The sequence below is a fragment of the Pseudomonas sp. LBUM1641 genome, assembly GCF_059716235.1.
Map to the genome: position 1 here is coordinate 4,461,841 of NZ_CP166815.1, position 25,962 is coordinate 4,487,802.

A 25,962-nucleotide genomic window follows, 5' to 3' on the forward strand; every position below is an offset into this window, starting at 1 on the left:
GATTGCTGGCAGTTATCCGGTGAACACTGTGCAGTGCTGGATAACTGTTTTTGCGCGTACGGCGACATTCCATGTGCGTACCCGCTTAAGTGCCCCACGCCAGTGGCGCGGGGAACTAACTGCTCATCAAGAGTTATCTTTCAGTTGAGCAGGCTTTATCTTATACACGCAATTGTTACAAAAAAACCAGCGTTAAAATCAAAAAAATCAGTCAGTAAAATAGTGCCCACAGTTGATCTTCGCTCGGCTTAACGCCAGCTCCAGGAAACCCCGGTGTAAACGCCCATGCCATCCCCCGGCGTCGACCGCGCAACGTCCAGCCCTTTGTCGTCATAACCCGGCGTGATCGTATTGGCGTAGCGCTGGTTGGTCAGGTTGCGCAGGTCGACCCAGGCTTGCCAGTCGTGCTTCGGCGCGTCATACCCGACCGTCGCACCGAGCAGCGTGTAGGCCGCCGCGTAGTAGGAATTGGCGTAGTCCACCGCGACCCGCGACGAGTGCTCGCCATTGAGGCTGGTGTAGAAACCGCTCGGATGGCTGTAGCGCAACTGCGCCTGATAGTAGTGCTTGGGGATGCCGGGCAAGGTGTTGTCGCCGAAGCGGTCGTCGTTGCGGTAATGGAAGTCGCTGTAGGTGTAGGCCTGGCGCAGGGCTAACTGGCCGGTGCGGCCGCCATCCCACAGCGGGCTGATCAGGCTCAGTTCCACGCCTTGGTGCACCGTGGGGCTGGCGTTGGACTCGGCGATGATTGCAGAGGTGGTGGAGGTCGCGGCTTGAGTTTCGACGCTGAGCAGTTCGTGGCGCACCTCGGAACGGTACAGCGCCAGGTCCCATTGGCCGAACCACTCTTCACCGCGACCGCCGATTTCCAGGGTGGTTGCAGTCTGGTTTTTCAGCTTCACGCCTTCGCGCTGCAGCCCGCTCGCCGGGCCGCTGTTGGCCGGGAAATACTTGTTGGAACCCCAGATCATCGACCACGCATGAGGCGGCTCAACCGAGCGGCTCAGGTTGCCATACACCTGCAGTTGCGGGCTGAAGTCATAACGCAAGCCAACCCGTGGCGCGTAATCCCAATCGTGCTGGCTGACCGGCGTGTGGGTTTCCGGATAGCTGACTTCGGTTTCACGGCGGGTGTAGATCGCCGCCAGCCCGGTGGTCAGCCAAAGGTCCGGCACCAGCTCCAGGTCGTTGCCGATATGCAGCACGGTGTCGGAACCCAGGTAGCTGTAATCGCGGGTCTTGGTGCCGGGTGCATAAATGGCGGTATTGCCGGTCGGGATCCGTACGAATTCCGAGCCGCCGTTATTCGGCATCGCCTGGGTGGTACGCAAACCGATAGTGGTCTTGCTGTCGCGCCCGAACAACGTGTCCTGGCGGATGTAGTTCACTGTGCCGCTGACGTCGGTGTAGGCGACCTTGAGACGGTTGGTGCCTTCGCGCAGGTCCATCGGGTAGTCGTGATACGCCAGCCCGACCTCGACCCGGGCGTTGTCGTCCAGGTGCAAGGTGGTTTTGTTGGCAATCCAGGTCGAGCCCGGTTGCAGGCGCTTGGAGTCCCGCGCCACGTTGAGGGTGGCGGCGGCGCGTGGGTCGTGGCTGATCAGGTCGCGGGTCAGCTTGCCGGGGGAATCGTTGTCGGTTTCGCGGTAGCGGAAGTAGAAGCGGGTTTCCAGGTCGGGGTTGAAGCGGTAGCCAAAGTTGGCGGCCATGCCTTTGCCGCTGCCGGCGCTGTGGTTCTGGAAGCCGTCATAGTGCGAATCGGTGAGGCTGATGTAGTAGTCGGCGTCTCCCAGCACCTGTCCCGAACTGATTTCCCGTTGGGCGTAGCCATGGCTGCCAGCTTCGTAGCGCACTTGCAGCTTGGGGGCGTCGTAGCCGGTGTGGGTGACGTAGTTGACCGCACCCCCGAGGGCCAATGCGCCCTGGTCAAAACCATTGGCGCCGCGCAGCACTTCAACCCGGCTGAGCCACAACGGGTCCTTGAGTTCGTAGGGCGTGCCGCCCGGGCCGGTCAGCGGCAGGCCGTCGAAGGTTTCATACAGGCCGGACGCATGGGCGCCGGGGCCACGGTTGATGCCCGAGCCACGGATGGAAAGCTTCACCCCTTCGTTGTTCGCGGCCTTGGCGTACACGCCGGCCTGGTACTTGAACACGTCCTCGTTGGTGCTAACCCGCCCTTGCTCGACGCTGCCCATGTCGATGTAGTTGGTGGCGCCGGGCACGCTCTTGAGCTGAACCTGGGCCAGTTCATCGGCGCTGAGTTCGGCGCTGCTGACCTCGACGGGTGCCAGTTGCAGCGTGTCTTGGGCCTGGGTGACCGGGCTGAAGCTAAGAGCGGCGCCAAAACCCAGCAAGGGCCAGGCTTTTCGGGCGGGGAACGGAAACGCGGGGGGCATTGGGGGCAAATCCTTGGAATTCGTTTTTGCGACGGGCTCGGTCCGGCACAAGGTCTGTGGTGGGAAGCCTGTGAAGCCCGGCGGGTCACCACTGATGGACGTACAGGCGCCAATCGGCGTTAAGTCCAAAATCGAATTACCAAATGCAAACTCAGTATTTATGGAAATAAGCGGTACGGATTACTGTAGGGCCATTGAGTCCCCAGAGAATTTACGTCATGCAAACATCCGCCACCGTCATCGATTTCACCCTCCACCGCAAACGCCGCCAGGCACGCGCAGCGGCTGAACTGATGTGGGCGATGTACGCGGCGCGGGCCGGGGTCGCGGTGTTTACCGCACACGTCACCACGTCCAGCGATACCCGCCGGGCGTGAGGCAATGAATGTCCTGCACGCGCTTCCCGAAGTGCCCGACCTCCCCTCCAAACCCAAGGATTGCAACAGCGGCGACGATGACGCCATCGGCCAATGCGTCGCGCAGAACCTGCAACGCCTGCGCAGTAAACGCTACCTGTCGCTGGATGCCCTGGCGCGCAACTGCGGCGTAAGTCGGGCGATGCTGGCGCAGATTGAATCCGGGCGCAGCGTGCCGTCGATCAAGGTGCTGTGCAAGATTGCCAAGGGCTTGAAAGTCTCGGTGGCGGCCTTCCTGGAAAACCGTGCGTTCGAAGGGGTCGAACTGCTGCCGGCACAACAGAGCAAACGCTTGGTGAGTGCCGACGGCAGCTTCATCAGCCGTGCGCTGTTTCCCTACGATATGGCGCGCCAGTCAGAGTTCTACGAGATCCGCTTGAAGGCACTTGGCGAAGAAGTTTCTGAAGGTCACGGGCCGGGAATCCAGGAAAACCTGTTGGTGGCCCAGGGCGTGCTGGAAGTCAGTGTCAACGAGGAACGCTACCTGCTGTCCACCGGTGACTCGATCCTGTTCTACGCCGACCAGCCCCACCGCTATCGAAACCCGGCGGACAGTGAGGCGGTGGCGTTCCTGGTGATCACTTACCCGGAGCGCCTGGACTGAAACGCAAAAAGCCCCGGCACTCGCCGGGGCTTTCTGGTTTCACGCCAAACGAATCAGCAGGTGCAGCACATCATCGGCATGCCGTTGCAGCTCATCATCATCGGCATGGCGCAGTCGCTCATCATCTTCATCATCAGCATGCAGCAGTTGTTCATCATGTCCATGCTCATGCCTGGCATCGGCATCATCTTGCAGGTCATGCAGTCGGCTTCCATCTTGCATTCCATGACGCACTTCATCATCGGCATAGGCATGCCCATCGGCATCATCATCGGCATGTTCATGGTCGACATGCTGTTCATCATCGCCATGCCGTCTTGCGACATGCACATCATCGACATGTTGGCGCACTGCATCATCATCGGCATGCCGCAGTTCATCATCATCGCCATCATTTCGGCGTTGTTCTTGAACATCGCCATGTCCATGCCGGCGGCCGGCTTCATGGTGCACATCATGGCCTCGTCGGTCATCGTGCAGGTCATGGTGGCCATCATCATCGGCATGCCCATCATCGGCATCATTGGCATCGCGTTGTTCATTGGCATCTGCATGGCGTTCATCATGTTCGAAACTCCGTAATCGACAGGAAATGAGTAAGTTCTGGGGCCGATTCTAGAGATGCGGCGCAACGGCGCAAGGCGCTGGCCCAGCAGCAGAAATGGACGTTGCATGGGGGTTTATCGGAGCGAGACAGCCGACAATTCCGCGATGACGGATTTAATGACGCGATCACGCCGACCCGCTCCGTTATCAGGTCCGAACCGACGTGATGGATATGCGATTGGGGAATGGCCTCCAATCATAAGGAAATAAACGATCTAACCAGCGTGAAAATACCGGTTTTCCGGACGCGGCAGCCCGAGGTTTTCCCGCAGGGTAGAGCCTTCGTACTCCCGCCGGAAGATCCCGCGCCCCTGTAACTCAGGCACCACTTTGGCGACAAAATCATCAAGCCCGCCCGGCAGCCACGGGAACATGATGTTGAAGCCATCGCTGCCCTCTTCTTCCAGCCACTGCTGCATCTCGTCGGCAATGCTGTGGGCCGTGCCGACAAACGACAAGCCGGCATACCCGCCAAGGCGTTGGGCCAATTGGCGCACCGTCAACTGCTCGCGGTCAGCCAGCGCCAGTACTCGTTCGCGGGAGCTTTGGCTGGCGTTGGTTTGGGGAATCGCCGGGAGGTATTGGTCGGGATCAAACTTGGTCGCGTCGGTACCCAGCGCTATCGACAGCGAGGCAATCGCGATTTCGTAATGCACCAGGCTGTCGAGGTGCGCACGAATCCGCCGCGCGTCTTCCAGCGTATCGCCGACCACCACAAACGCCCCGGGCAGAATCTTCAGGTGGTCGGGATGCCGACCGACCGCCAGCATCCGGCGCTTGATATCCCCATAGAACTTGCGCCCCTCCTCCAACGTGCCCGGCGCGACAAAAATCACCTCGGCGGTTTCCGCCGCCAGTTGACGCCCGGGCTCCGAGGCACCGGCCTGCACGATCACCGGCCAGCCCTGCACCGGCCGCGCAATATGCAGCGGGCCACGCACGTTGAGGTAGCGGCCGTGATGATTGAGGGTGTGCAGTTTGTCGGGGTCGAAGTACACGCCACTGTCGGCATCGCGGATGAAGGCATCATCGGCCCAACTGTCCCAGAGCCCGGTGACCACATCGTAGAACTCCCGCGCACGGGCGTAGCGCTCGTCGTGATCGTAGGCCTGTTCCAGGCCAAAATTCTGCGCGGCATCCGGGTTGGCCGTGGTGACAATGTTCCAGCCGGCGCGACCGTTACTCAAGTGATCCAGGGATGCGAAGCGACGGGCAATGTGGAACGGTTCGTCGTAGGTGGTCGAGGCCGTGGCCACCAGGCCGATGTGCTCGGTGGCCTGGCTGAGGGCCGACAACAAGGTGAACGGTTCGAATGACGTGGCGGTGTGGCTGCGCTTCAACGCGTCGATGGGCATGTTAAGCAAGGCCAGGTGGTCGGCCATGAAGAAGGCATCAAAACGTGCCTTCTCCAGGGTTTGGGCAAACTGCTTGAGGTGCGTGAAGTTGAAGTTGGCGTCACGGTAAGCGCCGGGATAGCGCCAGGCGCCGGTGTGGATGCTGACCGGGCGCATGAACGCGCCCAGTTTCAGTTGGCGTGGAGTGGTCATGGAAAGCCCCTGATCGAGAGGGGCTCAGCATCGGATGCGCGAACGGCGTCTGTCTAATAACGAAAGGATCTGGCTTATGCCTGCGCGGAGCGGCTGTTGTAGTCCGCCAAAAACGCTTCGGAGGCCACATGGTCTGCCATGCCGCGCAACTGCGCCGCCGAATCATGCCCCAGCACCTCCTCCACCCGGTTGTTGGCAGACGCCCAGAACACCAACGCCTCATTGAACAGCGCTTCGCCCTTGGGCGTGAGCACACAGCGTTTGGTGCGCTTGTCCAACGCGTCCGGACGTAGCTCGACAATCCCGTCGCGCACCAGCGGTTTCATGGCATGGGTCAACGCCGACATCAGGATCGCCAGGCGTCCGGCCAGTTCCTGCAACGTCGGGCCCCCATGCTCATCGACCGCTGCCAGCCGGGTGATTTCACCCAGCAAGCCGACCTGTGTGGCCTTCAGGCCAATCGGTGCCAGTGCTTCGTCATACAGCTGCCCCAGCCGCCTGGCGGCGCGGCGCAGTGCGTTGTTGGTGCACGCCACGTCCCCCAGCAGATTCAAAAGGTCGGCGCGAGCATCAGGCTTGTCAGTCTTGTCAGTTAGCATTTTCAGCTCCTCTATGCCCCTAGAATGATTGAGTACTAAACCATTGACAAGGACAAACGCCAAGCCTATAACTTGAGCCCTCAACAATATTGGTTGAGCACTCATCTATTGGAGCCGTTCATGTCGACCCCCGCTTCCACAAAAATTGCCCTCATCACTGGCGCGTCTTCCGGTATTGGCGCTGTGTATGCCGACCGATTGGCTGCTCGCGGCTACGATTTGATCCTGGTCGCCCGTCGCGAAGACCGCCTCAAAGCCCTGGCGGCGAAGATCACTCAAGCTCACGGGCGGCAGGTCCAGACCCTCGGTGCCGACCTGGTTAACCCCGCCGACCTCGCCCGTGTCGAAAGCCTGCTCGCCAGCAACCCGGCAATCCACGTGCTGGTGAATAACGCCGGCCTGGCGCGCCTGCACCCGCTGGCTCAATCCTCGGTCGAGGACTCCATGACCCAGATCGCCTTGAACATCACCGCCCTCACCCGCCTGACCCACGCGGCGTTGCCGGGCATGCTCGTGCGCAATGAAGGTGTGATCATCAACGTGGCGTCGGTGTTGGCCGTGCACTCGCTGCCGGTCAGCTCCGTGTACAGCGGCACCAAGAGCTATGTCCTGGCGTTCAGCCGTGGCTTGCAATCGGAACTGGCGGAAACCGGGGTGAAGGTGCAGATCGTGTTGCCGGGGTCTACCGCTACCGAGATCTGGGACGAGTCGGGCATTCCGCTTTCCGCCCTGCAACAAGAGTCGATCATGACCACCGAACATCTGGTGGACGCGGCGTTGGCCGGGCTTGACCAGGGTGAGACGATCACCTGGCCGTCGGTGGCCGATAGTTCGTTGTGGGATACCTATGACGCGGCGCGGGGTGCGTTGTTTGCGGCAACGCAGACGGGTAAGCCGGCACCTCGGTACGAGATTGTCTGAGGCGCCCGTTGGTTTTATTGAATACCGATGGAAAACCGCCGCACAGTCTGCTCCTCACGGGGCAGGCTGATGTCGCCTTCGTAGGTGCACTCGCGGCCGGCGCAGCTGTTTTCCACGGTCACCGGCGCAACGCTTTTGACCGGGAAGCGCGGCTTGGGCTCAGCCTGCGGCGTTAGAGGTACGGCGCTGAGGATCGGTGCCTCGTAGGTCAGGTCCAGGTTGGACGCGTCGGCCGGGGTGGCCAGAACGGCGAGCAGTGCGCTCGCCATGACAGTCCTTGTAAACAACATCGAAATCTTTCCGGGCAGCAAAAAATGAAGGGGCAATGATAAACCCTTGAGCCGCCGGGTTGAAGTCAGGACGTCTGAATCGCGGGTTCCAGCACCAGTACGTTGGCGGGGCCCGCACGGAATGTCGGGTTGTGCTTGGCGGCTTCCAGCATGTGAGGGGCCGCGTGGTGATCCTTGAGCGCCGCCTTTGAAGCCCACGTCTCGATCAACACAAAACTGTCGCTGTTGCCGTCAACCGGGTGCAGGTCGTACTGGATGCAACCCGCTTCAGCCCGCACCAGCGGAGCGAGTCTGGCAAAGGCGGCCAACTGGTCCGCACCCCGCCCAGGCTGGGTATTGATGATGACGACAAGCCGCACTTCATCGGACATAAACAGCACCGTTATCGATAAGGACATTGAGGGGCCACAGTAAGGGATGCCATTCTCTGGCGCTATGAAAAATCTATCAGTAAGCTACTTTCACTGAATGGCTTGAGTCAGCACTCAACCCCTCCCCTTTTCTGCACCCGGCGATAACCACGTGATCGAAGTAACCGAAGTTTCCATTGCCCAGCTGCGCGCTGCGCTCGAGTCCGGCCAGACCACGGCGGTTGAACTGGTAGAGGCCTACCTCGCCAGGATCGACGCCTTTGATGCCCCAAACACCGCCACCGCCCTCAACGCCGTGGTGGTGCGTAATCCTCAAGCGCTGGAGGAAGCCCGCGCCTCCGATGCACGCCGGGCCAGCGGTAAAACCCTCGGCCCGCTCGACGGCATTCCCTATACAGCCAAGGACAGCTACCTGGTCAAGGGCCTCACCGCCGCCTCCGGCAGCCCGGCTTTTGCCAACCTGACCGCGTATCGCGATGCGTTCACCATTGAGCGGCTGCGAGCCGCCGGCGCCATTTGCCTGGGCAAGACCAACATGCCGCCCATGGCCAATGGCGGCATGCAGCGCGGTGTATATGGCCGGGCCGAAACCCCGTACAACGCCGACTACCTGACCGCACCGTTCGCCTCGGGCTCCTCCAACGGCGCCGGCACGGCCACTGCGGCCAGCTTCGCGGCATTTGGCCTGGCGGAAGAAACCTGGTCCAGCGGACGCGGCCCGGCCTCCAACAATGGCCTGTGTGCGTATACCCCGTCCCGTGGCGTGATCTCGGTACGCGGCAACTGGCCGCTGACCCCGACCATGGACGTGGTCGTGCCCTACGCCCGGACCATGGCCGACCTGCTTGAAGTGCTCGACGTGGTGGTGGCGGAAGACCCCGACACACGCGGCGACCTGTGGCGGATGCAACCCTGGGTGCCGATCCCCAGCGTCGCTTTGGTTCGCCCCGAATCCTATGGCGCCCTGGCCTCGACCGGCGATGCGCTCGCCGGCAAACGCTTCGGCGTGCCACGCATGTACATCAATGCCGACCCCGAAGCCGGCACCAGCGACGACCCGGGAATCGGTGGCCCCACCGGCCAGCGCATCAACACCCGCGCCTCGGTCATTGACTTGTGGGAGGCCGCGCGCAAGGCACTCGAAACGGCCGGTGCGGAAGTGATCGAGGTGGATTTCCCGCTGGTTTCCAATTGCGAAGGCGATCGCCCGGGCGCACCGAAAGTGTTTACCCGAGGCCTGGTGTCGAAGGAATTTCTGCACGATGAATTGTGGGAACTGTCCGCCTGGGCATTCGATGATTTTCTGCGTGCCAACAACGACCCTGCACTGAACCGCCTGGCCGATGTCGACGGCCCGAACATCTTTCCCCACGACCCCGGCACCCTGCCCAACCGCGAAGACGACCTGGCCGCCGGCATGGACGAGTACGTGCGCATGGCCGAGCGCGGCATCACCCCGTGGGACAAGATCAGCACCGTGCCCGACGGCCTGCGCGGCCTGGAACAGACACGGCGCATCGACCTTGAAGACTGGATGGATAAGCTGGGGTTGGATGCGGTGATTTTTCCGACCGTCGCCGACGTAGGCCCGGCGGATGCGGATGTGAATCCCGCGTCGGCGGATATCGCGTGGAGCAACGGTGTGTGGGTGGCCAACGGCAACCTCGCCATCCGCCACCTGGGCGTGCCGACAGTGACGGTGCCGATGGGCGTTATGGCGGACATTGGCATGCCGGTGGGGCTGACCTTTGCCGGTCGGGCTTATGATGATTCGGCGTTGCTACAATTGGCGTCGGCGTATGAGTCGACAGGGAGCAAGCGCCGGGTGCCGCCGCGTACGCCGAAGTTGGTGGCTCGTCAGGCCTGATCGGTTTCGCTGCTGATGTTGCGCATCAACCGATCGGCTTCCGACCCGGGTTCAAAGCGAAAGCCGCTCATCTCATCGAGGAGCAGGCAATCGCTGATCGCCTCCCACAGTTGCTCTTGGGTTGGCTTGTTGCGCAGCAGAATGTACGAGAGCAAAAGTCGCTCAATGGGAACGCCTCGATTGGAGGCCGTTTCAATGATTGCCAGCAGGATAAAGCGCAGTCGAACTTCTCGCTCCGTGGGCCATACCGTTTTTCGCTTACCCAATGCAGGGCCTCAGTGTCAGGAAAAACGTGAGGCTATGGCCGAGGGCGGTGTTGTTTCAAGCACTGCATGGGGAGAAAGCCCTGCTCCTACGGAAAACAGGGAAAGGGCTTACAAAATCTCACAGGACACGGAGTCACCCAATGGAACAGGGAATAAAACCACTCGCACTGGTCGGTTTGGTACTGTTCATTTTGCTCGCAGCCCTCTTGCAAACTCTCCGGGTCCGGCGATGGAGGCGGAACGTAAAAGCCGACTTTGATGCCGCCTTGCAACGCCTGCACATCGAGACCTACGAGCTGCTTGTGGACCGAAACCTGGCCCGAGGTACGCGCAGGCCGCCCGAGATTTACCGGATCCTGCACGACCACGAAGACCACTACTTCTTGTACCTTCACTCCGCTGGCGGCCCAGGTGTCCTGACCCCGCTGACCAAAGAGCGCGCACTACTCGCCATGCAGATCAATGGTTAAAAGAACGCGCTTCAGTACACCCATGGTGATCAAGCAAGCTCCAACTGCTCATAGGCAAACAACCAATACAATGTATTGCCGTTCTCGAAAGTCTTGACGTCAAAGACGCCCCGCTCATCCGGCAGCCATTCATTGTCCCAACTGCGGCTGCTGTCCTTGGCTGTCCACCAGTCCACGGTAGCTTTTTGCCAAGTCTCTGCCAGCATGACGCGATATACGCTTCGCTCGCTGGTTTCAGCACGGGTGAATTTCTCCAGCACCGGCGCCAGGTTGATTGCGCTCATTCGATGAAAATCGAGGCGCAGTTGTTCCGCTTTTTCCGGGCTGTAGAGCCTCTTGCACTCCACGAAAGCAACAGTAGTTGGGTCGAACAACATGCAGTCGATACGAAACTCGTAGCGCTCGGTCACCGGGTTGAGAAAGGGCACCTCCATAAAGGCATGTGCATTGCTTCGCGCCGCAAACGCTTTGGACATTTGGTATGTCAGGTTGCGCTCGTTGAGGCCGTTGCTCCCATAAGACGGGTAAAACTCGTCCAGGCTGGCAGCAAAATTCTGGGCCGCCTGCTGTAAAACGCTGGTGATGACTTCGCTCACGGTAAGACTCTTTTCAAGCTGCTGGTGGCTTGCGCCAGGCATAGGCCAGGCGCTCATTAAAGGCGTCGGCGCTGTGAAATCACTCAGGTACTGGCGGCACGACTGTGATGGAAATACAGGTAAATCAAACCCACCGGCGCGATAAACAGCGCCATGCTCCAGCACATCACCATGGTGAACAGCTTGACCAGTAACATGGGTATGGCAGGCACGTAAAACACGTTCTCACCCATGATGTAACCCACCACGCTTTCATAGACGAAGCGTGCATACGGGTACAACAGACTGCACACGATCGAGAACACCACCACACCCCATTTGCCCGAAAGCCCATTTTTGGAATGGGCTAGGCTCCAGATGATGGCGACGCTGAACATCAAGCCAAACAGAAATTGTCGGAGGTAATACCGAGCCGTGAGGCCGCCGAAGGTTTTGGAAAGAAACGCGTGCATAAATTCCCTTTTATTATCAAATAAGTGGCCAAATGATATCACCCTGACGACCAGAGTTCCTTACTTGGTTCCTTATTCAACCGTACATCCTTTCAAAACCCACGACGCCTGAATCGACGTCTTACCCGCGCTTACCCATCAACGGATCACTGATACTGTGCGCTCCCGTCTCGATGCGCCCCGCCACTCGCCGCACCCAACCATGCTCGTCACGCAGCTTGAAGTCATACCACCCCCCATTCGGCTGGCATGAGAACGTGCGTTGCACTGTACTGCCGCCCGCAATCTCCAGCAGCCAGGGCCCCTGCTTGGTGTAAGGGCAGCGCTCGATGGTCACCGAGGCAGCACGCTTGCCAGGGTTGACCAGGGTCAGCAGCAAGGTATCGCCGTGATACGCCAGGGATAACTCGGGTTCGCGACGCTGCAGGTGCCCTTTGAACGAACGGTGGAAGCCATTCGGCCCCAACAGCCAAAGCTTGTAGGCACCCGCGACTTGCCAGGTGTCGCTGAGGTGTTTGCCGGCCTCTACCGTGTAGCGGCGTGGTACCTCGTCCAGGTGCAGGCGGTCGTAGACGTGGAACACCACGCCTTGTTCGCCATTGTTGAAGAAGTCGAGGCTCACGGAACTGGCGCGACGGTCAACCGAGCCCTCGACGTTCAACTGGTACGGCAGCGCTCGGGAGGGCCGCGCCATTCGCGCCTGGAACGGCGCCTGTTGCTGGCCCACGGTTGGCAGGGCGACCTGGGGCAGTTGTTCCTGGCGTTGGCGCAGGGAGTCGGCAGCCTGGCGGCTGATGGTGTGCAGCGGCGGCAGGGTCTCGGTGTTGGGGTTGACGAAGTTGAAGGCTGAGGTGAGGTCGCCGCACACGGCGCGGCGCCAGGCGCTGATATTGGGCTCGCGTACGTGGAAACGCTTCTCCAGGAATTGCAGCACGGAGGTGTGATCAAACGCCTGGGAGTTGACCCAACCACCACGGCTCCAGGGTGACAGCACCAACATCGGCACTCGCGGGCCGGGTCCGTACACGCCGCCATCGGGTGCGGGTTGCTGAGTCGTGCCGGGGGGTGCCGGGTGGGTGAAAATCTCGCTGTCGAACTTCACTGTGGACTTGCCGGCAAAGCTGCCGTCCAGGCGTTTGGATGGAGCCGATGGCGACGGCACATGGTCGAAGAATCCATCGTTTTCATCGTAGTTGACCAGCAACACGGTCTTGCTCCAAACGTCCGGATTAGCGGTCAACGCCTTGAGGATTTCCTGGGTGAACCAGCCACCCTGCACCGGGCTGGAAGGCCCGGGATGTTCGGAGTAATTGGCCGGGGCCACCAGCCAGCTGACCTGAGGCAGGCGCCCGTCGTTCACGTCCTTGCGAAAGCCCTGGATGATCGCCTCGAGGTCGCTGCCGCTGACGGCCGGGAGCGTGTTGCCGTTGCCTTTGTAAAGCGGCACGCGGGCATTAAGTTGGTCGCTGTAAGGCACAAAGTCTTTGAAGTCCTTCGGTGGCACCGCGGGGTTGCCGGCCGCGACACTGGCCGCGCGAAACTGACGAAATCCGGCCAAGGGGTTGTCGCCAAAGTTATCCGGCAAGTACTGGTAAACCTTCCAGCTCACGCCCGCATCTTCCAGGCGCTCAGGATAGGTTTTCCAGGTGTAGCCCACGCTCACGGCACCGGGGCCGTCCCATTCGTTGACCACCGCCGCCACGTTCGCGCCGGTCGGGCCGTTGGTGCCGGTCCAGTGGAACAGTCGATTGGGATTGGTGCCGGCGTGCACCGAACAATGGTAGGCATCGCACAAGGTAAAGGTGTTGGCCAGGGCGAACTGGAACGGCACTTCCTGCTCGCGGTAGTAGCCCATCGAGGTGGGCGTCTTGTACGTCGGCCAGGCATTCATCCGGCCACTGCCCCACGCGGCATGCTCATCGCTCCAGGAATGGGGCGTGCCGTCGACCCGCTGCGCGTTGCCACGGGCACTGTCCAGGTGATAGGGCAAAATCCGCCGCCCGACGCCCTGCTGCTCCCATACCCGGTGCCCGCCCGGCAGCGGAATGGTGAAGCGGTCACTGAACCCGCGCACGCCGGGCAAGGTGCCGAAGTAATGATCGAATGAGCGGTTTTCCTGCATCAGGATCACCACATGTTCGACGTCCATGATAGTGCCGGTGCGGTTGTTGGCGGGGATCGCCAGGGCCTGGCGAATGGAGTCGGGCAACAGGGTGTAGGCGGATCCGATGGCAGCTGCTTGCAGCAGCTTTCTGCGTGTAAGAGTCGGCATAAGACGATTCAATCCCTTGAGGTTCTGAAGCAAGGCTCAAGACAAAATAGGGACTCAAGGCGACAAAGAAATGACATCGTTCGAATCGCGTTCAACCTGCCCCACCTGATACTCCCTCGGCGTACACCCGAACTCACGCTTGAACACCGTGTGCAGGTACTGCGCCGATTTGAACCCGCAGTCGTAGGCAATATCAGCAATGCCGGCCCCGGTATTTTCCAGGCTCGCAACCGCCGCCGCGAGTTTGAAGCGCAGGATTTCGTCGTGGACACTGCGGTTCAGTTCACTGCGAAAATGCGCTTCCAGGGACGACCGCGACACGCCGACGTAGCTGGCGACCTGGGCGGTCTTGATGCCCTGGCAGGCGTACTGGCGAATGAAGTGCAGCGCCTGCATCACGTAGGGATGGCCGAGGGGTTGATGCAGGCTTGAGGTCTGCACGTTGACTGCTTCCGGCGGCACCAGGATCTGGCTGCCCGCCGAGGGCATGCCATGCAACATCTGGTGCAGCAAGCGCGCGGCGGTGCGGCCCATTTTTTCGGTGCCCTGGATCACCGAACTCAGTGGCACGCGGGTCAGGGTGCGGGTCAGCGGGTCGTTGTCGATGCCAATCAGCGCCACTTGCTCCGGCACCGGGATGCCGGCGGTAAGGCAGGCTTGCAGCAACTGCCGGGCACGGGCGTCGCTGACTGCAATGATGCCGATGGGCTTGGGCAGGCTGTGCAACCAGGCGATCTGCTGCTCCACCGCCGAATCCCACAGCGGTGCGCTGGTGCCCAGTCCGCGGTACACCTCAACGGGCAGGCCATCGCGCTCCAGCAGGCGGCGAAAGGCTTTTTCGCGCTCCTGGGCCCAGCGGTTGATATCAGCTTGCGGCAGGCTGAAACAGGCGAAGCGCGTCAGCCCGGCTTCGATCAGGTGTTCATAGGCCAGCTTGATCAGGGCGAAATTGTCGGTAGCCACGTACGGAATATGCCGTGGGTAAGCCCGCTCATCTTCATAGGACCCACCCACCGCCACCACCGGCAAATGCACACCCGCCAGCGCGGGGCCCATCGCCGGGTCGTCGAAGTCGGCGATGATCCCGTCGCCATGCCAGCGCTCGATGCCCTTGAGCCGGCAGACGAAATCCTCTTCCAGAAACAGATCCCACGACACCCGCGTACTGCTCAGGTAGTTGCCGATCCCGGTGATGATGCCGCGATCGTAGATCTTATTGCCGTTGAACAGCAGGGCAATCCGGTGCACTGGCGGGACGGTTTTCACAGGGCGGCTCCATGGGAGGTGTCGATCAACTATGCGCCCAAAGCTACTCAAAATCGAACCCCGCTCTGGTGATTTTCATAATCGGTTGGCCGGGGGCCGTTGCTAGTATCGAGGCAAGGTTAACGTGCACTCATAACAACAAGGATCTGGCGATGCCCTACTTTCCCGCTGTCGATAAAATCCTTTACGAAGGCCCGCAAAGCGACTCTCCCCTGGCCTTCCGGCACTACGATGCAAACAAGCTGATCCTCGGCAAACCCATGCGCGAGCACCTGCGGATGGCTGCGTGTTATTGGCACAACTTCGTCTGGCCCGGCAGTGACATGTTCGGCTCCGGCACCTTCCAGCGGCCCTGGCAGCAACCGGGGGAAGCCATGCAGATGGCGCGCGGGAAAGCCGATGCGGCGTTCGAGTTTTTCTCCAAGCTGGGCATCGACTACTACAGCTTCCACGACACCGATGTCGCCCCCGAAGGCGCAAGCCTGGCGGAGTACCGCAACCACTTCGCGCAAATGGTCGACGAACTCGAACGCCATCAGGAAGAGACCGGCATCCAGCTGCTGTGGGGCACGGCCAACTGCTTCAGCAACCCGCGCTTTGCCGCCGGTGCCGCGAGCAATCCCAACCCCGAGGTGTTTGCCTATGCGGCGGCCCAGGTGTTCAGCGCGATGAACGCCACCCACCGCCTCAAGGGTTCCAGTTATGTGCTGTGGGGCGGCCGCGAAGGCTACGAGACCCTGCTCAATACCGACCTCAAGCGCGAGCGCGAACAACTCGGGCGCTTTATGCGCATGGTGGTCGAGCATAAATACAAGATCGGCTTCACCGGCGAGCTGTTTATCGAGCCCAAGCCACAGGAGCCGACCAAACACCAATACGACTACGACAGCGCCACCGTGTTTGGCTTCCTGCATCAGTTCGGGCTGGAGAAAGAGATCAAGGTCAACATCGAGGCCAACCACGCCACCCTCGCCGGCCACAGCTTTCATCATGAAATCGCCACCGCCGCGTCCCTGGGCATTTTCGGCAGCATCGACGCCAACCGCGGCGACCCACAGAACGGCTGGGACACCGACCAGTTTCCCAACAGTGTCGAGGAGTTGACCCTGGTCACCTACGAGGTGCTCAAGGCCGGTGGTTTCAAAGGTGGCGGCTACAACTTCGACTCTAAAGTGCGCCGCCAAAGCCTCGATGAAGTGGACCTGTTCCATGGCCACGTGGCCGCGATGGACGTGCTGGCGTTGTCCCTGGAACGCGCAGCCGCCATGCTCCAGAACGATGCCCTCGAGCAGTTCAAGGCCCAGCGTTATGCCGGTTGGGACCAATCGTTCGGACGTTCCGTACTCGGCGGTGACTTCAGCCTGGAATCGCTGGCCGAGCATGCCTTCAGCCATGAACTCAACCCAAAAGCCGTCAGTGGCCGCCAGGAAATGCTCGAGGGCGTGGTGAATCGCTTTATCTACCCATGACCGCTACGCTCCAGGTCCAGCAGTGCGTCTAAACAACAATAAAAGGGACTCACCATCATGAAACACCTGAAAACCGTCTTATTCACCAGCGTTCTGGCACTGCTTTCCAACTCGGTCATGGCCGACGCGGCCCATCCGAAAATCGGCTTTTCCATCGACGACCTGCGCCTTGAGCGCTGGGCCCGCGACCGTGATTACTTCACCGCCGCCGCCGAGCAACTGGGCGCCAAGGTCTATGTGCAATCGGCAGACGCCAACGAACCGCGGCAGATCTCGCAGATTGAAAACCTGATCTCCCGGGGCGTCGACGTGATCGTGATCGTGCCGTTCAACGCCACGGTGCTGAATAACGTGGTGGCCGAGGCCAAGAAAGCCGGGGTAAAAGTGCTGTCCTATGACCGGCTGATTTTGAATGCCGATATCGACGCCTACATTTCCTTCGATAACGAAAAGGTCGGCGAGATGCAGGCCCAGGGCGTATTGAACGCGCAACCTAAAGGCAATTACTTCCTGCTCGGCGGCGCACCTACCGACAACAACGCGAAGATCCTGCGCCAGGGCCAGATGAAGGTGCTGCAGCCTTCGATTGACAAGGGCGACATCAAGATTGTCGGCCAGCAGTGGGTCAAGGAATGGAACCCCACCGAAGCCCTGAGCATTGTCGAAAACGCCCTGACCGCCAACAGCAATAAAATCGACGGCATCGTCGCCTCCAACGACGCCACCGCCGGCGGCGCGATCCAGGCCCTGGCGGCACAAAAACTCGCGGGCAAGGTACCGGTCTCCGGCCAGGACGCCGACCTCGCCGCGATCAAGCGCGTGATCGCCGGCACCCAGACCATGACCGTCTACAAGCCCCTGAAGCTGCTGGCGACAGAGGCGGCCAAGCTCTCGGTGCAACTGGTGCGTGACGAGAAACCGGCCTACAACTCGCAGTACGACAACGGCAGCAAACAGGTGTCGAGCATCCTGCTCAAGCCGACCGCATTGACCAAAGACAACGTCAACGTGCTGGAAGAAGACGGGTTCTACACCAAAGCGCAAATCGCCGGGCAGTAAGCGTACGGCTCACAGCAGGGGCGGCTTGAGGCCGCTCCTGCCTTTTCGCTGTGGAATGAGTGCCCGCCATGTCCGACTACCTGCTGGAAATGAACAACATCGTCAAAACCTTCGGTGGCGTCAAAGCCCTGAATGGCATCGACATCAAGGTAAAACCCGGGGAATGCGTGGGGTTGTGCGGCGAGAACGGCGCCGGTAAATCGACCCTGATGAAAGTGCTGTCAGCGGTGTATCCCCATGGCACCTGGGACGGCGAAATCATCTGGGACGGCCAGCCGCTGCGCGCCCATTCCATCGCCGAAACCGAGGCCTGCGGCATCGTGATCATCCACCAGGAACTGACCCTGGTGCCCGACCTCTCGGTGGCCGAAAACATCTTCATGGGCCACGAGCTGACACTGCCCGGCGGGCGCATGAACTACCCCGCCATGATGCACCGCGCCGAAGCCCTGATGCGCGAGCTGAAGGTGCCGGACATGAACGTCGCCCTACCCGTTTCGCAATACGGTGGCGGCTACCAGCAACTGGTGGAAATCGCCAAGGCCCTGAACAAGCAGGCGCGCCTGCTGATCCTCGATGAACCCTCGTCGGCGCTGACCCGCTCGGAAATCGAGGTGCTGCTGGACATCATTCGCGGGCTCAAGGCCAAGGGTGTCGCCTGCGTGTACATCTCCCACAAGCTCGATGAAGTCTCGGCCATCTGCGACACCATCGCGGTGATCCGCGACGGCAAACACATCGCGACCACGGCCATGGCCGACATGGACGTATCGCGCATCATCACGCAGATGGTGGGCCGTGAGATGAGCAACCTCTACCCCACCGAACCCCACGCCGTCGGCGAGGTGCTGTTCGAGGCGCGCCACATCACCTGCTACGACGTCGACAACCCGGGCCGCAAACGCGTGGACGATGTCTCGTTCAGCCTGCGCCGTGGCGAAATCCTCGGTATCGCCGGGCTGGTGGGCGCGGGCCGTACGGAGCTGGTGTCGGCGCTGTTCGGCAGCTACCCTGGGCGCTACGAAGGCGAGGTGTGGCTCGACGGCAAACCCATTGATACGCGCACGCCGCTGAAGTCGATTCGCGCGGGGCTGTGCATGGTCCCGGAAGACCGCAAGCGCCAGGGCATCGTGCCGGATCTGGGCGTCGGGCAAAACATCACCCTGGCGGTGCTCGACAGTTTCTCGCACCTGACGCGCATCGATGCCGAGGCGGAACTGGGCAGCGTCGAGCAGGAAATCAAACGCATGCACCTGAAGACAGCGAACCCGTTCCTGCCGATCACCAGCCTCTCCGGTGGCAACCAGCAGAAAGCCGTATTGGCCAAGATGCTGCTGACCAAACCCCGGGTGCTGATTCTCGACGAACCCACCCGTGGCGTGGATGTGGGTGCCAAATACGAGATCTACAAATTGATGGGCGCGCTGGCGGCCGAAGGCGTGTCGATCATCATGGTGTCCTCGGAACTGGCCGAAGTGCTGGGGGTGTCTGACCGGGTGCTGGTGATCGGCGAAGGCCAACTGCGCGGCGACTTCATCAACCAGGGCCTGACCCAGGAACAGGTACTCGCCGCCGCCCTCAGCCAACCAAACGGGCATGACAATAGTAATGATCGGAAGTCCGCTTAAATGAACCAGGTCAAACAGCTTTTCACCCGCTACAAAATGCTCGCCCTGTTGATCGCCGTGGTGCTGATCTGGGTGTTTTTCAGCTGGCAGACCGAAGGCGGTTTCCTGACCCCGCGCAACCTGTCGAACCTGCTGCGGCAGATGTCCATCACCGGCATTCTGGCGTGCGGCATGGTGCTGGTGATCATCAGCGGCGAGATCGACCTGTCGGTGGGCTCGATGCTCGGTTTGCTCGGCGGTGTCGCGGCGATTCTGGATGTGGTCTATCACGTTCCGCTGCCGCTCAACCTGGCCATCGTCGCCCTCTGCGGCTTGCTGATTGGCCTGGGCAACGGCTACATGACCGCGTACCTGCGCATCCCTTCGTTCATCGTCGGCCTGGGCGGCATGCTGGCGTTTCGCGGGGTGCTGCTGGGCATTACCGGCGGCACCACGATTGCGCCGGTGTCGCCGGAACTCGTTTACATCGGCCAGGGCTACTTGCCGACGGTGGTCGGGGTGATTCTCGGCGTGTTGCTGTTCGGGCTGACGGTGTTCCTGACCTGGCGCCAACGCCACAACCGCGCCCTGCACGGGCTGGCACTGCCATCGATGCTGCGGGACAGCGTGCGTGTGGTGCTGATCGGTTTCGTGCTGGCCGGCTTCGTCTACACCCTCAACAGCTATGACGGGATTCCTGTGCCGGTGCTGCTTCTGTTAGTGCTGCTGGGGGTGTTCAGTTACGTCACCAGCCAGACCGTGTTCGGCCGCCGCATCTACTCGGTGGGCAGCAACATGGAAGCCACGCGCCTGTCCGGGATCAACGTGCAGGCGGTCAAGCTGTGGATCTTCGGAATTATGGGCGTGATGTGCGCCCTCGCCGGGCTGGTCAACACCGCGCGCCTGGCGGCCGGTTCACCTTCGGCGGGCAACATGGGCGAACTGGATGCCATCGCGGCATGTTTCATTGGCGGCACATCGATGCGCGGCGGTTCGGGCACGGTGTACGGCGCCCTGCTCGGCGCGCTGGTGATCAGCAGCCTGGACAACGGCATGTCGATGCTCGATGTCGACAGCTACTGGCAGATGATCGTCAAGGGCAGCATTCTGGTGCTGGCGGTGTGGGTGGATGTGAGTACGCGGACCGGGCGGCGCTGAGGGCGCCAGCCGGTTATTGCACCGGCAGGAAATTCATCAGCAGCAAGCTTTGCGCATAGTTGAGACCGATGCGCCGGTAGCGCTCATCTTGCATCTGGGTCAACAGGTCGAGGCGCGCGACGATCTTGCCGAATTCGACAGCAAAACTGAGGTTGCTGCCCGCTTCCGAGATCTCGTTGGAGAACAGCAACAGCGAGCCATTGGCGTCCTGGCGCTGGCTGAGCAGCCAGGTTGCCTTCTCGATATTGCGCGCGGCATTGCTGACGAACTGGGGGTTGATCGAGTCCGTTATATAAAACTCGGTGCGCCCGCCGTGTGCCGTCACCAGCATGCTGCCGATCGCGTAGATGAACGCGCCCACCCGGTCGCCACTAAACTCCGGGCTCAGGGAATAGCTTAGCGCCGCCAGGTCACGGCGATCCCCAAGGGCGGGCAGCGGCTGGCGAAGTTCGATGGCCTGGCGGATTTGCCGGGCGGCGGTCACAGCGTCTGGGTAACCCGATTGACGCCACTGGTTGGGGTTGCGCAGGTAGAGCTTGCTCATCAGCAAATACAGGCTTTGCAGGTTGTCGCGCATGCTCAGGGTGGCCATGCGATCGACGCTGGTCTGGAAGAACTCATCGGGTTTGCCGTTGCTGAACTGCGTGGCAATATCGCGCCCCATCTGCTGGCTGCAACCGTTGGCGCAAAGCATCAAAACCGCAGCCAGCCACAGCGGCTGGCGCATCCATCGAGTGATAAAAACAGGTAACGTGCGATCCATCGGCATCAGGTCTGGGTCTTCTGTCCACGCCGGGAATTAGTGTGGCCGGGACAGAGATAGAGCAGGAGAACGGGAAAAAGTGCGACGGGACGCCCAAACGAATAATTTTTCGAGACATGCATCCACTTTGCTCCTTGGTACGTAGATTCAATACCCTCAACCGGGGGAACAAGAACCAAGGAGATACATCATGCATGCTTTCTACAAAAAAATTGCTGCCGTCGCCTGCTTCACGATCCTCTCGATCACAACCACCCTCAGCGTTGCAGCCGACACTGTGATGGTGGGCGGTGCGGCGATGTATCCGACGAAAACCATCGTCGAAAATGCCGTCAACTCAAAGGATCACACCACTCTGGTGGCGGCGGTCAAGGCAGCCGGACTGGTTGATACCCTTAACAGCAAAGGCCCGTTCACCGTATTCGCACCGACCAACGAAGCCTTCGCCAAACTCCCGGCAGGCACCGTAGATACGCTGGTGAAACCTGAGCACAAAGCCGACCTGACGAAAATCCTGACCTACCACGTGGTGCCTGGCACCCATACCTCTGCGCAACTGATGGCCGATGCCAAGAAGAACGGCGGCATGGTGATGTTGAAAACCGTGCAGGGGGAATCGCTGACGATCAAGCTGCACGACGGCAAGCTGTGGGTGGTGGATGCCAAGGGTGGCAAGGCCAGCATCAGCATTGCGGATGTGATGCAGTCCAACGGCGTGATTCATGTGGTTGATTCGGTGCTGATGCCGTAATCGCCGCTCGACACCGAAAAGCCCGGCGCAGTGCGCGTCGGGCTTGTTCGGATGCGTCAGTTGTCGGGGTGTTCGCTTGCGACAGAATCAGCCGCGTCTACATCCGACATATCCTCTTCCAGAGGGGCGTCATCGTCCGCTGGTAGAGGCACCTCAGGCTGATCGCGCCGAGGATCGTGACCGGTTTCATTGTCTGTACCACGGGTTACGCCCTGCTGGGATACGTTTCCAGGGGCCTTCTCGTCAATTTCCATGCTGGCTCTCCGTTCTGGCGCGCGGGATGTCCGTGCTTGAACATGAGAAACGGTGCGTGGTCGCGAGTGCCGGGCGATAGACGAACGGTGGGGGTAATTTCTGCTTCAGAGAAAGACGTGGGCTCGCTTGGACAGGACTTGAAATGCTGAAGGGTTGCCGGTATTTGTGTGCGCCTCAAGCAAGCAAGGAAGGGCTGACTCGCGATGCTCACGCAAACGTCAATGGCTGCAATGGCGCTGATTTTTATCTGCGCTCCCGTAGCCGCCGATACCTATTCGGATCTCAACACCCCTGACAAATCGGGCTTCATGTGGGGGCAGGTTTATCAGCGCACTAAAACAGCTTGCGGCACCCTGCCCCAGGATCTTGAAGACGACTACGCCAAAGCGATTCGACTCCTTTCAGAGTCCTCTGCGGAATTTGGCCCAACCTATCAAGATGGCCTGAAGCCTAGCGTGAAGAAAGGTCCTCCTAAGTCCGCCGAGGAAACGGAAGACATGTGTATCAAAGGTCAGTCAGGTCTCAGGAACCAGGTAAAGCTCGCCAGGTATTGGTTTACGGCGAAATGGTAGCAATGACACAGACCTTCACATTGACATATCGGTAATTCTCGATATGATCGCGCCATGGACTTACTCGAAATATTCAAAGCACTCTCAAACCAGACACGCCTCGAAATCCTGAAAGGTTTGAAAGATCCCGAAAAGAACTTCCCGCCTCAAGATGAAGGTGACGTTCACACGGTGGGTGTGTGCGTCAGCAGCATCCAAGAAGGTATCGGACTCTCGCAGTCAACGGTGTCCGGTTACCTTGCAACCCTGCAACGAGTGGGCCTGGTGGAAGTCCGGCGTATCGGCCAGTGGACCTACTACAAGCGCAATGAAGCAACCATCAGCATGCTTGCCGAGGTCATGGGGAAAGAGCTGTAAATTTTTCGCCCCATAATATCGAGATTTCGCGATATCCCTTTTTATCGAAATGAGGAAATACAGTGAAAGCGTTGATACTCAATTCATTTGGCGGCCCGGAATCGTTCGAACTGTGCGACGTGCCCAAGCCCGTGCCACACGCAGGACAAGTCCTGGTGCGCGTACACGCAACCTCCATCAACCCGCTGGATTATCAGGTCCGGCGTGGCGACTATTCCGACTTGGTGCCGTTACCGGCCATTACCGGGCATGACGTATCGGGTGTTGTTGAAGAAGTCGGGCCGGGGGTTACGACCTTCGCGCCCGGCGATGAAGTCTGGTACACCCCGCAAATTTTCGAAGGCCCGGGCAGTTATGCCGAGTACCACGTGGCGCACGAAAGCATTATCGGGAAGAAGCCCTCTTCGCTGAGTCATCTTGAGGCAGCAAGCCTGAGCCTGGTCGGCGGGACAGCCTGGGAAGTATTGGTGGTGCGTGGGGCACTCAAAGTGGGAGAAAGCATTCTGGTGCACGGCGGCGCGGGAGGCGTCGGCCATGTGGCGATCCAGCTGGCAAAAGCCATGGGCGCCAAGGTGTTCACAACCGTGCGCGAAGTGAACGTCGAGTTCGCACGAAGCATGGGCGCCGACGTGATCATCGACTACGAAAAGGAGGATTATGTCGACGTCATCCAGCGAGAAACGGCTGGTCGTGGAGTCGATGTCGTGTTCGATACCATCGGCGGCAACACGTTGTCGCGCAGCCCGGACGCGCTTGCGCAACTAGGTCGCGTGGTCTCGATTGTGGACATTGCACACCCGCAAAACCTGGTTCAGGCCTGGGGCAAGAACGCGAGTTATCACTTCGTTTTCACACGACAGAACCGCGGCAAACTGGATGAAATGAGCGCACTGATAGCCAACGGTAAACTGCGCCCACATCTTGGCGCGGTCTATTCGCTTGCCGACATCCCACTCGCCCATTCCCGGCTGGAGAGCCCTAACAACGGCATCCAAGGGAAAATCGCGATTGCCGTGTCTTCCGAGTTACAGGAGGATTGGCGCAACGGTGTTTGAGCTGATGGCACTGAACCATTTCTTTGGGGAGCACGGGTAGATGGCAGAACTGATGGAAATGCTCGACGGCCCAAGGACCGCACAACAGGAACTGTTTTACGACCTCGAAGATGCGATGGCCGTTATCGCCTGGTCGGTCAATGAGCTGGCCAGTATCGCCGGGGTCGCCAAATCTCCCGACGAAGCTGTCGCCCTCATGAAGATGGGCGCCCTGCTCGCGGCTCAGCAGGAAAAGCTCAGCGGGTACGCGGATGAGGTGAAGGCGGGAAGGATTGTGCGGGGGGAGGATCAATAGCGGTCAATACGCTACGCAACCAACAACCTTTCACATCCCTTTCACAGTCGAGCGCTTATGGTTACCCCAGCTCCTAAGTGAACACCTTTAAGCCCGCACTCCCCATCGCGGGCTTTTCTTTGCCTGGAATTCAGTAAAAGGGATATCAAAACATTCATCCAGTTTCATTTGTTGATGGCCTGGGCTCTCGCCTTAATGCTCCAACACGAACTCGTGCACAGGAGCAAAAAATAATGAAAAAACGTCAACCGTTACTTCAGCTCAATACCTTGGCAGTGGCGCTGGCATTTGCCTTGCCGGCCATGAGCTACGCCAGCGATCAGTCCGATTCCAAGGGCTTTGTCGCCGACAGCAGCTTGAATATCCTCAACCGCAACCTGTTCTGGAACCAGAACGGCAACGGCGCCCACACCCGTGACTGGAGCCAGGCGCTGATGGCGACCTACAGCTCGGGCTTCACCCAAGGCACCATTGGCATCGGCATTGATGCGTTTGCCGACCTGGCGTTGCGCATCGACGGAAACACCGACCGTGCCGGTGGCCCGAACATTCCGTCCGACGCCAATGGCAATCCGGACCATGGCTTCGCGAAGGCTGGCGGTGACGTCAAGTTCCGTATTTCCAATACCACGCTCAAGGTCGGTGACCTGCAGCCTACATCGCCGGTGTTCGCCACCGCCGATAACTACCTGATGCCACAGACCGCAACAGGCTTCCAGATCGACAGTCATGAAATCTCCGGCCTGAACCTGGAGGCCGGTCACTACACCTCCGGCACCGGTAACACAACCACCTCGCGCAGTGGCGACATTCTTGCCAGCTATGCAGGTGTGGCTGCGTCGTCGGCCAGCTTCGCGGGGGGCAAGTACCAGTTCAGCAAGGAATTCACCGCGTCGCTGTACGGAGCGCATCTGGAAGATGTCTGGAACCAGTACTACGCCAACTTGAACCTTGTTCATCCACTGACCGATGACCAATCCGTCGCGCTGGACTTCAACCTCTATCGCACACTGGACGACGGCAGCGCCAAGGCCGGCACCATCGACACCACCGCCGCCTCGCTGGCGGCGGCCTACACTCTGGGCGCGCAGACCTTCACCCTGGCCGGACAGAAGGTTCATGGTGACGAGCCATTCGACTACGTCGGCTTTGGGGAGACCAATGCCGGTGTCGGTGCTGGCCGCTACGGCAACTCGATCAACCTCGCCGACTCCGTGCAGTACTCCGACTTCAACGGCCCGGGCGAGCGGTCCTGGCAGATGCGCTATGACCTGGACATGGGCACCTTCGGCGCCCCCGGCCTGAGCTTCATGGCCCGTCATATTCGCGGTGCCGGCATCGACGGTACGCATACTCCCGGCAATTCGGCCTACACCGGGTTCTATGGTGCCAACGACCAGGAACACGAAACCGACGCCGAAGTGAAATACGTGGTGCAGAGTGGCCCGGCCAAGAAGCTGTCCTTCCGCCTGCGGGAAGCTTGGCACGATGGTGACGCATCCACCGGGGGGCATTTGGTGCAGACGCGGCTGATTACGGAGTATCCGTTGAATATCTTCTAAACAGACGGGAGTGCCCGGTTGATGGATCGACCGGGTACTCTGCGTGGCCAGGTATTGTTCGGCAGGCATTTTGATTCCACACACACACAAAAGGCGCTACCAAGAGCGCCTTTTTTGCTA

General features: G+C 60.2%; 28 protein-coding genes. 16 read left to right on the plus strand and 12 right to left on the minus strand.

All coding sequences use genetic code 11. The annotated features are described in order from the left end of the window. Positions 1 to 248: 248 nt before the first annotated feature. Entirely contained in the window at positions 249 to 2,396 is a 2,148-nt protein-coding gene (locus tag ACA046_RS20600) for a TonB-dependent receptor family protein (RefSeq protein ID WP_497674862.1), read from the minus strand. Between the two features lie 218 nt (positions 2,397 to 2,614). On the opposite strand from ACA046_RS20600, the gene ACA046_RS20605 reads away from it, so the two are divergent. From ACA046_RS20605 to ACA046_RS20615, 3 genes are read left to right on the plus strand one after another with little or no spacing between them, the layout of a single operon-like run. Beyond that, complete coding sequence (locus tag ACA046_RS20605; protein ID WP_167410161.1) at positions 2,615 to 2,773, plus strand: hypothetical protein; 159 nt, start codon at positions 2,615 to 2,617, stop codon at positions 2,771 to 2,773. A gap of 4 nt (positions 2,774 to 2,777) precedes the next feature. Beyond that, positions 2,778 to 3,416, plus strand: coding sequence for a helix-turn-helix domain-containing protein (locus ACA046_RS20610; protein ID WP_497674863.1), 639 nt, complete (start codon positions 2,778 to 2,780; stop codon positions 3,414 to 3,416). A 60-nt stretch (positions 3,417 to 3,476) separates the two neighbouring features. Next, on the plus strand, positions 3,477 to 3,998 hold the full coding sequence (locus ACA046_RS20615) for a hypothetical protein (RefSeq protein WP_178124253.1): 522 nt from the start codon (positions 3,477 to 3,479) through the stop codon (positions 3,996 to 3,998). A 239-nt stretch (positions 3,999 to 4,237) separates the two neighbouring features. Here ACA046_RS20615 and ACA046_RS20620 read toward each other — a convergent pair whose 3' ends face one another. Together ACA046_RS20620 and ACA046_RS20625 are read right to left on the minus strand one after the other, a co-directional pair. Further along, positions 4,238 to 5,569 carry an LLM class flavin-dependent oxidoreductase gene (locus ACA046_RS20620; RefSeq protein ID WP_497674864.1) on the minus strand — a complete coding sequence of 444 codons (1,332 nt, stop codon included), beginning with the start codon at positions 5,567 to 5,569 and terminating at the stop codon, positions 4,238 to 4,240. Positions 5,570 to 5,643: 74 nt separating this feature from the next. After that, positions 5,644 to 6,168 (minus strand): MarR family winged helix-turn-helix transcriptional regulator, encoded by a 525-nt coding sequence (locus tag ACA046_RS20625; RefSeq protein WP_497674865.1) that lies wholly within the window; start codon positions 6,166 to 6,168, stop codon positions 5,644 to 5,646. A 120-nt stretch (positions 6,169 to 6,288) separates the two neighbouring features. Here ACA046_RS20625 and ACA046_RS20630 point away from each other — a divergent pair, with 120 nt between their 5' ends. Further along, complete coding sequence (locus tag ACA046_RS20630; protein ID WP_459022030.1) at positions 6,289 to 7,089, plus strand: SDR family NAD(P)-dependent oxidoreductase; 801 nt, start codon at positions 6,289 to 6,291, stop codon at positions 7,087 to 7,089. Positions 7,090 to 7,103: 14 nt separating this feature from the next. Here ACA046_RS20630 and ACA046_RS20635 read toward each other — a convergent pair whose 3' ends face one another. Together ACA046_RS20635 and ACA046_RS20640 are read right to left on the minus strand one after the other, a co-directional pair. After that, positions 7,104 to 7,358, minus strand: a complete 255-nt coding sequence (locus ACA046_RS20635) for a hypothetical protein (RefSeq protein ID WP_497674866.1) — start codon at positions 7,356 to 7,358, stop codon at positions 7,104 to 7,106. An 86-nt stretch (positions 7,359 to 7,444) separates the two neighbouring features. Then, entirely contained in the window at positions 7,445 to 7,750 is a 306-nt protein-coding gene (locus ACA046_RS20640) for a putative quinol monooxygenase (protein WP_497674867.1), read from the minus strand. Positions 7,751 to 7,901: 151 nt separating this feature from the next. Between ACA046_RS20640 and ACA046_RS20645 the strand changes: the two genes are divergently transcribed. Continuing rightward, entirely contained in the window at positions 7,902 to 9,617 is a 1,716-nt protein-coding gene (locus tag ACA046_RS20645) for an amidase (RefSeq protein WP_497674868.1), read from the plus strand. Here ACA046_RS20645 and ACA046_RS20650 read toward each other — a convergent pair. After that, complete coding sequence (locus tag ACA046_RS20650) at positions 9,608 to 9,883, minus strand: hypothetical protein (protein WP_076016808.1); 276 nt, start codon at positions 9,881 to 9,883, stop codon at positions 9,608 to 9,610. The genes ACA046_RS20645 and ACA046_RS20650 overlap by 10 nt on opposite strands. A gap of 140 nt (positions 9,884 to 10,023) precedes the next feature. Between ACA046_RS20650 and ACA046_RS20655 the strand changes: the two genes are divergently transcribed. Then, entirely contained in the window at positions 10,024 to 10,353 is a 330-nt protein-coding gene (locus ACA046_RS20655) for a hypothetical protein (RefSeq protein WP_497674869.1), read from the plus strand. A 29-nt stretch (positions 10,354 to 10,382) separates the two neighbouring features. Here ACA046_RS20655 and ACA046_RS20660 read toward each other — a convergent pair whose 3' ends face one another. The 4 genes from ACA046_RS20660 to ACA046_RS20675 form a co-directional block, all read right to left on the minus strand. Next, on the minus strand, positions 10,383 to 10,949 hold the full coding sequence (locus ACA046_RS20660) for a hypothetical protein (protein WP_497674870.1): 567 nt from the start codon (positions 10,947 to 10,949) through the stop codon (positions 10,383 to 10,385). Between the two features lie 83 nt (positions 10,950 to 11,032). Beyond that, positions 11,033 to 11,401: a hypothetical protein gene (locus tag ACA046_RS20665; RefSeq protein WP_459022040.1), complete on the minus strand. Its 369-nt coding sequence runs from the start codon at positions 11,399 to 11,401 to the stop codon at positions 11,033 to 11,035. A 121-nt stretch (positions 11,402 to 11,522) separates the two neighbouring features. Beyond that, complete coding sequence (locus tag ACA046_RS20670) at positions 11,523 to 13,673, minus strand: phosphocholine-specific phospholipase C (protein ID WP_459022042.1); 2,151 nt, start codon at positions 13,671 to 13,673, stop codon at positions 11,523 to 11,525. Between the two features lie 54 nt (positions 13,674 to 13,727). After that, complete coding sequence (locus tag ACA046_RS20675; RefSeq protein ID WP_497674871.1) at positions 13,728 to 14,939, minus strand: XylR family transcriptional regulator; 1,212 nt, start codon at positions 14,937 to 14,939, stop codon at positions 13,728 to 13,730. Between the two features lie 152 nt (positions 14,940 to 15,091). Between ACA046_RS20675 and xylA the strand changes: the two genes are divergently transcribed. From xylA to ACA046_RS20695, 4 genes are all read left to right on the plus strand, one after another. Beyond that, positions 15,092 to 16,408, plus strand: a complete 1,317-nt coding sequence (gene xylA, locus ACA046_RS20680) for a xylose isomerase (protein ID WP_459022046.1) — start codon at positions 15,092 to 15,094, stop codon at positions 16,406 to 16,408. A gap of 57 nt (positions 16,409 to 16,465) precedes the next feature. Beyond that, positions 16,466 to 17,467 carry a D-xylose ABC transporter substrate-binding protein gene (xylF, locus tag ACA046_RS20685; protein ID WP_497674872.1) on the plus strand — a complete coding sequence of 334 codons (1,002 nt, stop codon included), beginning with the start codon at positions 16,466 to 16,468 and terminating at the stop codon, positions 17,465 to 17,467. A 68-nt stretch (positions 17,468 to 17,535) separates the two neighbouring features. After that, positions 17,536 to 19,095: a D-xylose ABC transporter ATP-binding protein gene (gene xylG, locus ACA046_RS20690; protein WP_497674873.1), complete on the plus strand. Its 1,560-nt coding sequence runs from the start codon at positions 17,536 to 17,538 to the stop codon at positions 19,093 to 19,095. Further along, a complete protein-coding gene (locus ACA046_RS20695) occupies positions 19,096 to 20,232 on the plus strand; it encodes a sugar ABC transporter permease (RefSeq protein ID WP_076016803.1) in 1,137 nt (378 codons plus the stop codon). A gap of 13 nt (positions 20,233 to 20,245) precedes the next feature. Here ACA046_RS20695 and ACA046_RS20700 read toward each other — a convergent pair whose 3' ends face one another. After that, a complete protein-coding gene (locus ACA046_RS20700; protein WP_497677122.1) occupies positions 20,246 to 20,995 on the minus strand; it encodes a hypothetical protein in 750 nt (249 codons plus the stop codon). A 190-nt stretch (positions 20,996 to 21,185) separates the two neighbouring features. Between ACA046_RS20700 and ACA046_RS20705 the strand changes: the two genes are divergently transcribed. Further along, positions 21,186 to 21,746, plus strand: coding sequence for a fasciclin domain-containing protein (locus tag ACA046_RS20705; RefSeq protein WP_258346704.1), 561 nt, complete (start codon positions 21,186 to 21,188; stop codon positions 21,744 to 21,746). 56 nt (positions 21,747 to 21,802) lie between these two features. Here the strand turns inward: ACA046_RS20705 and ACA046_RS20710 are convergent, their stop codons facing one another. After that, on the minus strand, positions 21,803 to 22,000 hold the full coding sequence (locus tag ACA046_RS20710; RefSeq protein WP_318303029.1) for a hypothetical protein: 198 nt from the start codon (positions 21,998 to 22,000) through the stop codon (positions 21,803 to 21,805). Between the two features lie 204 nt (positions 22,001 to 22,204). Here ACA046_RS20710 and ACA046_RS20715 point away from each other — a divergent pair, with 204 nt between their 5' ends. The 5 genes from ACA046_RS20715 (at position 22,205) to ACA046_RS20735 (ending at position 25,842) form a co-directional block, all read left to right on the plus strand. Beyond that, a complete protein-coding gene (locus tag ACA046_RS20715) occupies positions 22,205 to 22,573 on the plus strand; it encodes a hypothetical protein (protein ID WP_497674874.1) in 369 nt (122 codons plus the stop codon). Positions 22,574 to 22,627: 54 nt separating this feature from the next. Continuing rightward, positions 22,628 to 22,930: an ArsR/SmtB family transcription factor gene (locus ACA046_RS20720; RefSeq protein WP_167663348.1), complete on the plus strand. Its 303-nt coding sequence runs from the start codon at positions 22,628 to 22,630 to the stop codon at positions 22,928 to 22,930. A gap of 62 nt (positions 22,931 to 22,992) precedes the next feature. Continuing rightward, on the plus strand, positions 22,993 to 23,985 hold the full coding sequence (locus ACA046_RS20725; protein WP_459022057.1) for a zinc-dependent alcohol dehydrogenase family protein: 993 nt from the start codon (positions 22,993 to 22,995) through the stop codon (positions 23,983 to 23,985). A gap of 40 nt (positions 23,986 to 24,025) precedes the next feature. Continuing rightward, positions 24,026 to 24,280, plus strand: coding sequence for a hypothetical protein (locus tag ACA046_RS20730; RefSeq protein ID WP_017477095.1), 255 nt, complete (start codon positions 24,026 to 24,028; stop codon positions 24,278 to 24,280). Positions 24,281 to 24,513: 233 nt separating this feature from the next. After that, positions 24,514 to 25,842, plus strand: a complete 1,329-nt coding sequence (locus ACA046_RS20735; protein WP_497674875.1) for an OprD family porin — start codon at positions 24,514 to 24,516, stop codon at positions 25,840 to 25,842. Positions 25,843 to 25,962: the final 120 nt, after the last annotated feature.

Excerpts from the sequence above, each read along its gene's own strand:
- ACA046_RS20630 (WP_459022030.1), top strand. The coding sequence starts at position 6,289 with ATGTCGACCCCCGCTTCCACAAAAATTGCCCTCATCACTGGCGCGTCT.
- xylF (WP_497674872.1), top strand. The coding sequence starts at position 16,466 with ATGAAACACCTGAAAACCGTCTTATTCACCAGCGTTCTGGCACTGCTT.
- ACA046_RS20600 (WP_497674862.1), bottom strand. The coding sequence starts at position 2,396 with ATGCCCCCCGCGTTTCCGTTCCCCGCCCGAAAAGCCTGGCCCTTGCTG.
- ACA046_RS20640 (WP_497674867.1), bottom strand. The coding sequence starts at position 7,750 with ATGTCCGATGAAGTGCGGCTTGTCGTCATCATCAATACCCAGCCTGGG.
- ACA046_RS20665 (WP_459022040.1), bottom strand. The coding sequence starts at position 11,401 with ATGCACGCGTTTCTTTCCAAAACCTTCGGCGGCCTCACGGCTCGGTAT.
- ACA046_RS20735 (WP_497674875.1), top strand. The coding sequence starts at position 24,514 with ATGAAAAAACGTCAACCGTTACTTCAGCTCAATACCTTGGCAGTGGCG.
- ACA046_RS20635 (WP_497674866.1), bottom strand. The coding sequence starts at position 7,358 with ATGGCGAGCGCACTGCTCGCCGTTCTGGCCACCCCGGCCGACGCGTCC.
- ACA046_RS20720 (WP_167663348.1), top strand. The coding sequence starts at position 22,628 with ATGGACTTACTCGAAATATTCAAAGCACTCTCAAACCAGACACGCCTC.
- ACA046_RS20710 (WP_318303029.1), bottom strand. The coding sequence starts at position 22,000 with ATGGAAATTGACGAGAAGGCCCCTGGAAACGTATCCCAGCAGGGCGTA.
- xylA (WP_459022046.1), top strand. The coding sequence starts at position 15,092 with ATGCCCTACTTTCCCGCTGTCGATAAAATCCTTTACGAAGGCCCGCAA.
- ACA046_RS20670 (WP_459022042.1), bottom strand. The coding sequence starts at position 13,673 with ATGCCGACTCTTACACGCAGAAAGCTGCTGCAAGCAGCTGCCATCGGA.
- ACA046_RS20705 (WP_258346704.1), top strand. The coding sequence starts at position 21,186 with ATGCATGCTTTCTACAAAAAAATTGCTGCCGTCGCCTGCTTCACGATC.
- ACA046_RS20700 (WP_497677122.1), bottom strand. The coding sequence starts at position 20,995 with ATGGATCGCACGTTACCTGTTTTTATCACTCGATGGATGCGCCAGCCG.
- xylG (WP_497674873.1), top strand. The coding sequence starts at position 17,536 with ATGTCCGACTACCTGCTGGAAATGAACAACATCGTCAAAACCTTCGGT.
- ACA046_RS20610 (WP_497674863.1), top strand. The coding sequence starts at position 2,778 with ATGAATGTCCTGCACGCGCTTCCCGAAGTGCCCGACCTCCCCTCCAAA.
- ACA046_RS20605 (WP_167410161.1), top strand. The coding sequence starts at position 2,615 with ATGCAAACATCCGCCACCGTCATCGATTTCACCCTCCACCGCAAACGC.
- ACA046_RS20730 (WP_017477095.1), top strand. The coding sequence starts at position 24,026 with ATGGCAGAACTGATGGAAATGCTCGACGGCCCAAGGACCGCACAACAG.
- ACA046_RS20625 (WP_497674865.1), bottom strand. The coding sequence starts at position 6,168 with ATGCTAACTGACAAGACTGACAAGCCTGATGCTCGCGCCGACCTTTTG.
- ACA046_RS20620 (WP_497674864.1), bottom strand. The coding sequence starts at position 5,569 with ATGACCACTCCACGCCAACTGAAACTGGGCGCGTTCATGCGCCCGGTC.
- ACA046_RS20655 (WP_497674869.1), top strand. The coding sequence starts at position 10,024 with ATGGAACAGGGAATAAAACCACTCGCACTGGTCGGTTTGGTACTGTTC.
- ACA046_RS20695 (WP_076016803.1), top strand. The coding sequence starts at position 19,096 with ATGAACCAGGTCAAACAGCTTTTCACCCGCTACAAAATGCTCGCCCTG.
- ACA046_RS20715 (WP_497674874.1), top strand. The coding sequence starts at position 22,205 with ATGCTCACGCAAACGTCAATGGCTGCAATGGCGCTGATTTTTATCTGC.